The following is a 9,887-nucleotide window of genomic DNA, read 5'->3' on the forward strand; positions in this document are numbered from 1 at the left end:
GAAACAATCTGAGCCCACTCGACCAGCTGCCAGCGATACCGCATGCCGGACAGGCGCTCGTTACCAAACTGAAGGCGAGCGCGGCCAGCCGGGATGAACTGTTCATTTGAAATCGGTCGTCGTTCCCGTCCCGACTGCCTACGGAGTTTTCTGTTTCACAACGATGGCGCGGAGCAGCGATTCGAGCTTGGCCCTGGCGTCCTGGCTCGACCCGTTCGAGGTCAGCGACGCATGGAGATCGATCCAGGTTCCCGCCTGCACCCAGTGCGCATGGAGGTGGGAATTCGTGATATTCGGCACCGCCCGCTCATAGGCGATCGTCTCCCAGTTGCCCAGACGCCCGAAGACCACGCGCTCCGCGTCAGGGAGTCCATTCTTCTTCGACACCGTGACCTCGTCCGCCCAGATTTTCTGGAGGCCGGGAAACGCCTGGTCCGACTCGAACCATCCCGAAATGATCACCTGTTTGGCATCGTCGCGGAAATGAAAGTAGCGCGGATTATTGGAGGATCCTCCGATCGCGCTGTTCGTGAGGGACAAACCGCCGAGGGGGAGGCGCATGACCAGCCGGCTCGCCGGAACCGTGAGCACATGAGCCTGTTCGGTTGAGGTGATCTGAAGTGCATCGGGACGAACGGCGTTCTCCTTTGCCCCCGGCGCAGCCGTCTGCCTGGTGGCCTGCGCCGCCCCTTCCAGCATCGCTGTCGCCTGCTGGTTGACCGGATCCGCCGCATCCTGCGACAAGATCGTGAACGACACCAGCAAGTCTCCCACCCGCAACATCCCCTGTTTCATCCGCTTGAACTCGCCGGGCTTCGGGGCCCGATCGGTCACCGCATAGTGGTAGCCGAGTCCCGTCGCGCCTTTCATTTCCACCACCGCCACATCGGTTTCGAGCGCCTGGGCCTTGGCCTGCGCCGCCGCCTGCTCCACTTTCTTTCGGAGGTCCGCGGCGACCGGAAGCACGGCGCCGGAACGGTCGGACCAGATGGGCGTGAGCAACACTCGAAAGGCCGCGCCGCTGTCCGGCACAAAAGCAATCGTCGGAGGAAGACCGTTCGGCGGCTGCGTGACATTGTCTTTCCAGGAAGCGGGCACCTTGAGCTGGAGACTGCCGTGCTGACCCAGCGCATAGTCTCGTGAAACCGTCGATTCGGCCCATACCGGGGCCGCTGCCACCATCAGACCAAGCACCATCAACACTCGAATCACAGTGAACCGCATCACCCTACCTCCAAGAAATCAGGGAACCCACAGAGCATCTTTGCGAAATGCTATCTACCCCGCATTTGCAGAAGCCAACAGTACACGAGATCAGCCCTCAAACCCAATCCTTCATTTCCACCACCACAACCGAGCTCCATCAAAACAAAGATGGCTCGCCACGTAGAGAACAGAGAAAATGTTAAGGGCAAGAAAGGAAGGATGGAAGTCTTACGCGACTAAAGAGTCGCACAAACGAGGCCGCTGAGGCTAATGGAATGTCCGACCAGTTTCCGGTTCCTGATTACTTCAGCTGAGGAAGATCCTCAACCCATAAGACACGACGACCATAGGCTCCCCCCGTCAGCGAGGAATAGAACTTACGATCGGCCGTGACCATCACACCGTCCACCGATTCGGCCAAGGCAAGATAGAGACAATCGTACAGACTTCGCTGCGTATCCAAGGCGAGCTGATAGGCCGCAGGAAAGAGCCGCTCGTCGGCATGCCGTTGCAGCGGGAGGTGCTTCAGCTCCTCCAGCACGACATCCCCTTCGGCCCGAGTGATCTCCCCGCGTCGGATTCGTTTGGCCAGCACATTGCCGAGCTCCAGCATCATCAGTGCAGGCACATGCAGCCGGGAGCGCGGAGGGCACAACCGGAGTGCCGCCTCCGAATGGATCTCCGGAAGGAACCATTTAATCGCCACACTGGCGTCGACCACATACCGGCTCACCGATCACGATCCTCACGGATCAGTGCGGCACTGTCACTGAACTTCCGTCCGGATTTCTCTAATCGCTTTCGCAATCCTTCGATCCGCTTCCAAGCCCCCTCGTAATCTGGCACGGCGTCTTCCAGAATGGTCTTCACTTCAGACTGTAAAGACCGGCCATGCTCCTTCGCCCGTTTCTTCAAGCGATCGACAATTTTGTCATCCAGTTGTCGAACAAGCACCTGCGCCATGCACACCTCCCGAATCCAACAAGTGATAGCAGAACGATAGCAGACGACGACCCTACGGTCAACACACGTACCCGCCGTGAGCCGCGGCACATTGACGCACGGCTGAGAACGATGGCTTTCCTGTAGATTGATGGGAGTCGGGCTTCGAAAGATGTTACGCGCTTCAGGATTTCCTGCCGGAAAGAGAGCATTCTCGCACCCTCGGCTTGACGCAATCCATGCCCCGTCATCCCCCTCCTTCGTAAGGAGGGGCCAAGGGAGGTCGAAGACCCGAGGGCCATGCAGACATGCACGGCACACATGAGCACACCCCAGCCTGCGGAGATTCGCCCCCACCTCCCCTCCCCTTACGAAGGGGAGGCATCGAAATGGGGCGCGAGACGCATCATTCGGGAACGACCGCCTAGTGTTTCTGAACGGGCGATTCCGGCACATCGTTTCGTCCGGAGCGGGTCTTCAGCAGATGAATGAGCTCGGTTCGCAGCCGGCGATTGAGCCGTTGCCTGCTCTCATCAGGCAGGCGGAGAAACTCCACACCAAACTGATGGCCCTCGACCCATTTGATCGTGCCACACTCAATGGTCAGCGCGTGGGCCTGATCCGGAAGCAGGATACTCACACGCACGTCATTGCCACAAAGGACCTCGCGGTCGCACAGGACCGAGCACCCCTGAAACGACAGATTCGTCAGCAGCCCCTCGCCGACAAACGGCGCCCCGCCGAAGATGACCGGACAGTGGAGCGGATACCGGGGATAGGTCCGGCCATAGGAAAGTGCAGCCACGGCAACCTCCGTACCCGCGGATTGTACCGAGACCGGCACGGCGGCGGTATCCTACCTAGGAAGGGGGAGACAAACGTCTCCCCATATGTGAAATGCATGAATCGATGGATGTAGCAGTTAGGAATCAATGAAGAACAAAGTTCCGGATAAGGTAATGGCACCCGGCAGCCGATTGAAAACAACCCCGCGCCTGTACGACAATCGCCACATCATTCAAATCGGCGAAAGGACACATTCATGGAAACGCCCTTGCTCGAAACACCGCCCGACAATGCGGTCCACAGCTTTGTCCAGCTCGGGTACATCGCGGCCTACGATGCGCCGTTGAATTGCGATTTCGCCTTCCTCGCATACAAGGAAACCGACAAGGATTCAGGCAACTGGCGGGTGCGCATCCGCTCGACGCAGACGGTGGGGGCCGTCCTTGAAGCCCCGATGATCGCGAGCAAAGCGCGGGAAGCCGGAGCCCAAGGGAAACCGTTTTTTCTCTGGGGGTACAAGCTGGAACCCAGCGCGGCGGATCAGCGTCACATCGAGTTTCGCGTCTATCAGGAAGGCGGCACACCGAAAGAACTCGAAATCTTCGTCCGGCTGAGAACGTTCGACCAGAGCGCCGACAAACCGCAGAGCCTCCGCGTTCCGTGGCCGGCATAACCCCAGGCCATGCGTCAGCGTTCTTTCGCGGGTTTCAGCAATCCGCGGAACGTCGCCCCGTCGGGATAATGCAGATCGTCCACCCGCCACGTCGTGCCCGATAATTGCAGCCGATACTCGACGAGTTTAGAGCGGCCTTCCTCATCGAATCGCACCGGCACCGTCGCGCGCGAGCCGACACGCAGGACGGCTCCCATAGTAAAGCTCGACGGATACTCCTGTGAATCGGTAAAGGGATCGCCATTGATCACCGGCACCTCATCCCGAGGAACCGGCCTGGCGAAATAGCCGGCGATGGCTCTCGTAAGACTTTGGGTCAACAGAGAGGCCTTCCGTGCCGCGCTGCCCTTGGTAAAGGCCATGTCTCGCGTCATATGCTGGCGCAAGAGCTCCAGCACCGCCGCCTCAGGCGAGAGTTCCAGATTGGTCCGCCGCACGTGCCACACCACATGATCCAGCCCAAGCATCGCCCCCTGCTTCGACACCAGATGATAATCGAAGGATCCGTTCTGACAGGTCATGCGCCAGGTAAGGACCGGCATGGAGGTCAGGCCAAGCGCTCGTGCCGCCCGCCCGGCAGGAGCCGGAAGTCCCCCTTCAAACAGCCCTTCAGCCGGCGTGACGATGAACGTATGTTGCGCCTGCTCGCAGGCCAAGGGATGGGGCGCCGTGACCGCTTTGCCCTCGACCAGAATAGCCTGTCCCGCTAACCCGGCGTTCTCCAGCACGGTGGTTCCAGGTTTTGCCCAAGGCGCTACACGGCCTGATTCAATCAGCCACCGTTCCTGGGGTTGCCACGCCTCAAAAGCCAAGGCCGAGTCGAACACACCGGCGAACTGTAGCGTGAACAGAGCGGTAGCCGTGCAGAAAACACCCGCCAGCACCCCACCACGACCGCTAGAAATTCCCAATGACATGCTCCCACCCTTTCTTACCCAGCCCACTCTAGGAAGCGACAACCGAATTTATGACAATAGCTCGGGAGATCATCTCCTTCAATCCCCTGCGGGGAGAGAATTCGCAGTGAAGAGACAAGACATGTTTATGGTTACACTCCCATATACTCAAGGAAGGCAATGAGCGCCCCAACCCCTCAGAAAAAGATCCCAGCCCATTTCTTACTTGCCTGAAACTCACTGAGGTCGAAGCACCACAGGAACAGCTCAAAATTGACTTACCCCCATGACTCCAGTAGGCTTTGATTATGACAGTCGCGACAAGCCATCCATACATTGTCTGTACCGAGGAGATTCTCCACGGAGTCCCTATCGTATCGGGTAGCCGCACCCCGGTGCGCGCCATCGCGGAGCTCTGGAAGTTCGGCGTCGCCCCCGAAGAAATCATCGGACGTCTCCCGCATCTCACATTGGCCCAGGTCTTCGATGCCCTGAGTTACTATCAGGAACATCGCGAGGCGATCGACGAAGACATCCGTCGGAATCGGGTACCGGCCGAGAAAATTCACCCCCGCCTCCAGTGACCGAGCCCGCGCTCTTCATCCGGCTCTACCTTGATGAAGATGTGTCAGTCTTTCTTGCTCAACTGCTGCGTCCTCACGGCTTCGAGGTGCTGACCACGCGGGAGGGGCTCGTCTGTCTGGTCTTTCTGGTCTGTCTGGCTCTTCTAGCAGAGCGTTGACAAACCCTCTGACGACCCCGGTGAGGGAGCCTCGACTGAGATCACGAGCAGGATCTGTATGGCCCACAGGCTGTCCAGCAAGGCTGCAACGAGCGAAGAGGCGAGGCGTACGCTTCGGTACGTTGAGCCTGTTTGTGAAGCGAGAACGCCACTGGCGGACTTAGTCAACAGCCTGCTAGACAAACTCCCAGTCCGACCTACCAAACAAGCCAGATAGATGGAATAGACAATCCCTGCGTCTCACTCGTCCCGCCAGGCCGCCCCTCTGATCATAGAGGGAATAATGGACCTAGCGTTCGGCAAACTGTCCTGCATGGGCATAGACCGGCTGCCGAGGAAAACGTAGAATGTCCCTGTTTCTCCGTCGCCGCTTCATACATCGTGTAAGAAGTCGGGACCACCCACGATAGACACCAGAGAGGCCTACGGCCTCGGCGCGAATATGTGACTCGACCGGCACCGGAGGAGCAGGACCCGCCGCATGACTGACCAATCCAAGGCTGACTCCCATTCCCTTATCGACGCCCATGGGGATGCGCTCTATCGATTTGCGCTCGTCCGCGTGAGGAACAAAGATGTCGCCGAGGATCTGGTGCAGGAAACCTTTCTGGCCGCCCTGCAAGGGACCTACCGGGAAAGCGGGCCGACAGCGGAACGCAGATGGATCATCGGCATCATGAAACACAAAGTCGTCGACTATTTCCGCCGGACCAGCCGGGAACCGCTCCAGCATGCCGATCAGCCGGGACATTCAGCGGAAGATACGTTTCTCGACGACGGCCATTGGAAACCGGAAGCCGCCGCGATGCAGGCCTGGCCGGAACAACCGGACCGGCTAATCGAACGGCGCCAGTTTTGGGACGCGCTGGCCGGTTGTATGGATCGGCTCTCGCCGAGGGCAGCCCAGGTCTTTACCTTGCGGGAACTCGATGAGCTGGAGACCGACCAGATTTGCGAACTGCTCCAGCTCACCCCGACCAACTTCGGCGTTATTCTGTATCGAGCCAGAAAACAACTCCGGGACTGCTTGGGCAGCCGCTATTTTGGCCAGGCACAGGAAGGACTCAACTCATGAGCCGGCGCTCCTCCATCATATACACGTGCCAGGAGATGTCGCGACTGCTGTCCGACGCGATGGATCGAACACTGCCATGGCACACGCGCCTGCGCATGCGCCTGCATCTCCGCATCTGCCTCCTCTGCCGGCAATACAAACATCAATTGACCCTCCTGCGCGACGTCTTGCGCAAGAGCGACGACCAGCTCACCCATGCCGATCACGCCAATGCGCCTAGCCTCTCCCCCGAAGCCAAAGCGCGCATTCAACGCGCGCTGGATTCCCAAGATCGCTAGCCCGCTCATCCGGCACGCCGGGCTGCGTGACCATGCCATTCCAAGCCTCTGTGTCGTCGCCCCGTAAGAAATCCTCCCCCCGCGCGATAGACCAGTATCGAGAGAATCGTTTGGGTTCTCATCCACCACTTTCCAAGGAGGGGCTCTATGACAGGTTTCAAGCAACTCATCATCGCCGGGCTGGCATTGATCGCCAGCGTCGCGGCCGGTCCGGCCTTCGCCGCCGATGCCACCCACAGCACACCGGGCCTCAGCGGCTACGATCCCGTCGCCTATTTCACCGACGGCAAACCGGTCAGAGGATCGGGCTATCATGTGGCCACGCATGAGGGCATCACCTACGCCTTCGCTAACGCCGATCATAAGAAACTCTTCATCGCCAATCCGAAACAGTACCTCCCCGCCTTCGGAGGCTACTGTGCCTATGGCGTCGCCGTCGGAAAGAAATTCGTAGCGGATCCGGAAGTGTGGAAGGTCGTCGAGGGAACTCTGTACTTGAACCTGGACAAAGGCATTCAGGAGAAGTGGCAGAAGGATATCCCCGGACAGATCAAGAAAGCTGATGCCAACTGGTCAGAGATCAAGGACAAATCGCCCGACGCACTGTAAGCCCGTCCACGGCCCGCCGCCCGAACAAGCGGCGGGCCAATGCCAATCGCACTCCAGCATCGCCGTGGATCGCCCTGGAGATCGTCACCATACAATTCCGACTGGTCTTTCTCTGCCGATGAAACAAGGGACCAAGAGGATTGTGCAGCTCAAACACCCCACAGTTCGATTGCAAGACCACGCCTCATTTTCCAGCTTTTTTTCAACGAAGGTTCGCGTTGACACCTCAGTTTCATAGTACTTACTATTTCAGGGTTCGGATTCGCGTCATTTCAGCCAGAGATATGAGTTCGAAGGAGCGGAGAGCCTATCATGCAGAAACTCAAAAAGAGACCGACGTTCAAGAGTGAAAAACAGGAAGCCGATTTTTGGGCTTCGCATGACTCCACGGAGTATATCGACTACGCCAAGAGCCAACGCCTGGTATTTCCCCGTCTCAAACCCTCGACCGAGACCATCTCGCTCCGGCTGCCGAAATCCTTACTCGATCAACTGAAGACCCTGGCCAACAAACGCGACGTTCCCTACCAGACGCTACTCAAACTGTTCGTCCTCGAACGCGTGGAAGCGGAACTCCACCGCAAAACCGCGAAAGCCTCATAAGCACGAGCATGGCCTATCGCGCACTGCTGATCGTTACTTCGTCTTAGGAACCACCGGCCCTTTCGGCTCGCTTTGCGCCCGTTCTATCTTGCACTCGCCATCTTCACAGGTCTTCGCCTGGGCTTCTTTCTTGTCCGCGCAAGACTTCTTGTCATCCTGACTGATCGCATTCTCAAGGCACTTCGTCAACTCCGCACGAGCTGCCGCGAGACAGTCCAGGCAAGGGCTTTGTGCATAGAGCGGAGCTGCGGACATGAGCCACGAGAGCAACGCAACTGCGAGCATGCCGTTCATGACGAACCCTCCTCTGCGAAAGAATCCCCACAGCGTCCAGTCATCGTAGCATGCGACAGATCAATGCGTTCGACAGCACGGATTAGAGTTCGACTCTTATGCCCCAATGACCGGATAGAACAACGCGAACCGTGATACGTCCCGGAATAATGGCACCTCTAATGACTCAAAATGATCAGACTCAGCCCGGGTAAGGTATAGTATCCCCACAAGAGAATAAACGCACGACCGGATGCAGCGACCAGCGGGGCTCGCAATCGCTCCGTTGATACGGAAGAGGCCATAATGGAAAGTGCGCTGCTGTATGACCGCCTTCAATTCGCCTTCACCGCCACATTTCACTACCTCTTTCCGCAACTGACGATGGGCCTCGCCTTGTTGCTGCTCTATTTGAGGAGCCGGGCGCTGTGGTCCGGCGATGAGCTGTATCTACAGGTCGCCCGATTCTGGACGAAGATCTTTGCGGTGAGCTTTGCCTTCGGCGTCGTCACCGGCATTCCACTGGAATTTCAGTTCGGCACCAACTGGGCCAGATTCTCGAACTTCGCCGGCGGAGTGATCGGCCAGACGCTGGCGATGGAAGGCCTGTTTGCCTTCGTCCTCGAATCCACGTTCCTCGGAGTCTTGCTGTTCGGCGAGAAGCGGTTCGGGCTCCGAGTCCAATGGAGCGCGTCTTTGATGCTGTTTCTCGGCTCGTGGCTTTCGGGCTATTTTATCCTCGCCACCAATGCCTGGATGCAGCATCCGGTCGCCTACACCGTTGCCGACGACGGGCGTCTCTTCCTGAATAGTCTCTCAGGCTTACTCACCAATCCCTGGCTGTTCTGGCAGTACGCCCATACGATGACTGCTGCCGTTGTGACCTCCTCCTGCGTGATGGGGGCAATCGGGGCATTCTACGTGCTGTCCGGCAACCATCTCGCGCATGCGAGAACGTTCATACGCACCGGGGTGGTGGCCGGTGCCATCGCCTGCATGCTTATGATTTTTCCGACCGGCCACGGCAATGCGAAGCAGGTCTTCGAGCATCAACCGCTGAAGGGCGCAGCATTCGAAGGACTGTTTCAGACTGAGCGGGGCGCGGGCATCGTTTTGATCGGGCAGCCGAACACGGAAACGATGACGATCGACAACCCGCTGACTGTGCCCTCTGCCCTCAGCGTGCTCATCTACTATGATCTCTGGGCCAAGGTGAAGGGACTCGATGTCTTTCCCAGGCAAGATTGGCCCGAGAACCTGGCTCTGCTCTATTACGCGTATCACATCATGGCCGGGCTGGGAACGGTCCTCGCAGCCGTCATGGCGCTGGCACTGGTGTGGCTCTGGCAGGGACGTCTCTTCACCAGCAAACCCCTACTGTGGCTCCTCATGCTCTGTGCGCCCTTTCCCTATATCGCGACCACCGCCGGATGGATGACCACGGAGCTCGGGCGCCAACCCTGGCTCGTGTATGGCTTATTGCGCACGAGCGAAGGCACGTCGCCGCTCGTGCATTCGGGAAACGCGCTCTTCACGCTGCTCGGCTTTCTCGGACTCTACCTCCTGCTCGGCCTGGTCTTTATCGTCTTGGTGATGGAGATCGTCAGACAGGGTCCGGTTCCCATCACCGATGACCCGACACAGACCACCGGACGGACGCCCTACTAGTGTAGTGATTCATGCTGTTCTTGTCTTATCCAGAGCGCTCTTGGCCCGATTCACTTTCGCTAAGATTTCCTGCGCGGATTTGGTCCACACAAAGGGGGTGGGCTGGGTATTGCGGTGGGTCATGTAGGCGTCAATC

Annotated in this window: 13 protein-coding genes; 7 read left to right on the top strand and 6 right to left on the bottom strand. The window is 58.5% G+C overall.

Annotated elements, in window-relative coordinates:
• Window positions 1-138: 138 nt before the first annotated feature.
• The 4 genes from Q7U39_09590 to Q7U39_09605 form a co-directional block, all read right to left on the bottom strand.
• Window positions 139-1,227 (bottom strand): hypothetical protein, encoded by a 1,089-nt coding sequence (locus tag Q7U39_09590; protein ID MDO9118198.1) that lies wholly within the window; start codon window positions 1,225-1,227, stop codon window positions 139-141.
• 280 nt (window positions 1,228-1,507) lie between these two features.
• A complete protein-coding gene (locus Q7U39_09595; protein ID MDO9118199.1) occupies window positions 1,508-1,939 on the bottom strand; it encodes a type II toxin-antitoxin system VapC family toxin in 432 nt (143 codons plus the stop codon).
• The gene (locus Q7U39_09600) at window positions 1,936-2,169 is read right to left on the bottom strand and encodes an Arc family DNA-binding protein (GenBank protein MDO9118200.1); all 234 of its coding nucleotides are present in this window, start codon (window positions 2,167-2,169) and stop codon (window positions 1,936-1,938) included. Before Q7U39_09600 ends, Q7U39_09595 begins: the two co-directional genes overlap by 4 nt.
• Before the next feature lie 403 nt (window positions 2,170-2,572).
• Window positions 2,573-2,953 carry a PilZ domain-containing protein gene (locus Q7U39_09605; GenBank protein ID MDO9118201.1) on the bottom strand — a complete coding sequence of 127 codons (381 nt, stop codon included), beginning with the start codon at window positions 2,951-2,953 and terminating at the stop codon, window positions 2,573-2,575.
• A 237-nt stretch (window positions 2,954-3,190) separates the two neighbouring features.
• Between Q7U39_09605 and Q7U39_09610 the strand changes: the two genes are divergently transcribed.
• Window positions 3,191-3,607, top strand: a complete 417-nt coding sequence (locus Q7U39_09610; GenBank protein ID MDO9118202.1) for a hypothetical protein — start codon at window positions 3,191-3,193, stop codon at window positions 3,605-3,607.
• 14 nt (window positions 3,608-3,621) lie between these two features.
• Here Q7U39_09610 and Q7U39_09615 read toward each other — a convergent pair whose 3' ends face one another.
• The gene (locus Q7U39_09615; GenBank protein MDO9118203.1) at window positions 3,622-4,524 is read right to left on the bottom strand and encodes a hypothetical protein; all 903 of its coding nucleotides are present in this window, start codon (window positions 4,522-4,524) and stop codon (window positions 3,622-3,624) included.
• 287 nt (window positions 4,525-4,811) lie between these two features.
• Between Q7U39_09615 and Q7U39_09620 the strand changes: the two genes are divergently transcribed.
• The 5 genes from Q7U39_09620 to Q7U39_09640 all read left to right on the top strand — a co-directional run bounded on the left by Q7U39_09620 (window position 4,812) and on the right by Q7U39_09640 (window position 7,810).
• Window positions 4,812-5,087 (top strand): DUF433 domain-containing protein, encoded by a 276-nt coding sequence (locus Q7U39_09620; protein ID MDO9118204.1) that lies wholly within the window; start codon window positions 4,812-4,814, stop codon window positions 5,085-5,087.
• A gap of 639 nt (window positions 5,088-5,726) precedes the next feature.
• Window positions 5,727-6,320 carry a sigma-70 family RNA polymerase sigma factor gene (locus Q7U39_09625; protein ID MDO9118205.1) on the top strand — a complete coding sequence of 198 codons (594 nt, stop codon included), beginning with the start codon at window positions 5,727-5,729 and terminating at the stop codon, window positions 6,318-6,320.
• A gap of 35 nt (window positions 6,321-6,355) precedes the next feature.
• Window positions 6,356-6,598, top strand: coding sequence for a hypothetical protein (locus Q7U39_09630; GenBank protein ID MDO9118206.1), 243 nt, complete (start codon window positions 6,356-6,358; stop codon window positions 6,596-6,598).
• Window positions 6,599-6,745: 147 nt separating this feature from the next.
• Window positions 6,746-7,207, top strand: coding sequence for a YHS domain-containing (seleno)protein (locus Q7U39_09635; protein MDO9118207.1), 462 nt, complete (start codon window positions 6,746-6,748; stop codon window positions 7,205-7,207).
• A 312-nt stretch (window positions 7,208-7,519) separates the two neighbouring features.
• Window positions 7,520-7,810 carry a BrnA antitoxin family protein gene (locus Q7U39_09640; GenBank protein ID MDO9118208.1) on the top strand — a complete coding sequence of 97 codons (291 nt, stop codon included), beginning with the start codon at window positions 7,520-7,522 and terminating at the stop codon, window positions 7,808-7,810.
• 33 nt (window positions 7,811-7,843) lie between these two features.
• Here Q7U39_09640 and Q7U39_09645 read toward each other — a convergent pair whose 3' ends face one another.
• Window positions 7,844-8,104: a hypothetical protein gene (locus Q7U39_09645; protein ID MDO9118209.1), complete on the bottom strand. Its 261-nt coding sequence runs from the start codon at window positions 8,102-8,104 to the stop codon at window positions 7,844-7,846.
• A gap of 285 nt (window positions 8,105-8,389) precedes the next feature.
• On the opposite strand from Q7U39_09645, the gene Q7U39_09650 reads away from it, so the two are divergent.
• On the top strand, window positions 8,390-9,751 hold the full coding sequence (locus Q7U39_09650) for a cytochrome ubiquinol oxidase subunit I (protein MDO9118210.1): 1,362 nt from the start codon (window positions 8,390-8,392) through the stop codon (window positions 9,749-9,751).
• The last annotated feature ends 136 nt before the right edge of the window (window positions 9,752-9,887 follow it).

This window comes from Nitrospira sp. (assembly GCA_030653545.1).
Lineage (GTDB): Bacteria > Nitrospirota > Nitrospiria > Nitrospirales > Nitrospiraceae > Nitrospira_D.

Excerpts from the sequence above, each read along its gene's own strand:
- Q7U39_09600 (MDO9118200.1), bottom strand. The coding sequence starts at position 2,169 with ATGGCGCAGGTGCTTGTTCGACAACTGGATGACAAAATTGTCGATCGC.
- Q7U39_09610 (MDO9118202.1), top strand. The coding sequence starts at position 3,191 with ATGGAAACGCCCTTGCTCGAAACACCGCCCGACAATGCGGTCCACAGC.
- Q7U39_09615 (MDO9118203.1), bottom strand. The coding sequence starts at position 4,524 with ATGTCATTGGGAATTTCTAGCGGTCGTGGTGGGGTGCTGGCGGGTGTT.
- Q7U39_09620 (MDO9118204.1), top strand. The coding sequence starts at position 4,812 with ATGACAGTCGCGACAAGCCATCCATACATTGTCTGTACCGAGGAGATT.
- Q7U39_09625 (MDO9118205.1), top strand. The coding sequence starts at position 5,727 with ATGACTGACCAATCCAAGGCTGACTCCCATTCCCTTATCGACGCCCAT.
- Q7U39_09630 (MDO9118206.1), top strand. The coding sequence starts at position 6,356 with ATGTCGCGACTGCTGTCCGACGCGATGGATCGAACACTGCCATGGCAC.
- Q7U39_09635 (MDO9118207.1), top strand. The coding sequence starts at position 6,746 with ATGACAGGTTTCAAGCAACTCATCATCGCCGGGCTGGCATTGATCGCC.
- Q7U39_09640 (MDO9118208.1), top strand. The coding sequence starts at position 7,520 with ATGCAGAAACTCAAAAAGAGACCGACGTTCAAGAGTGAAAAACAGGAA.
- Q7U39_09645 (MDO9118209.1), bottom strand. The coding sequence starts at position 8,104 with ATGAACGGCATGCTCGCAGTTGCGTTGCTCTCGTGGCTCATGTCCGCA.
- Q7U39_09650 (MDO9118210.1), top strand. The coding sequence starts at position 8,390 with ATGGAAAGTGCGCTGCTGTATGACCGCCTTCAATTCGCCTTCACCGCC.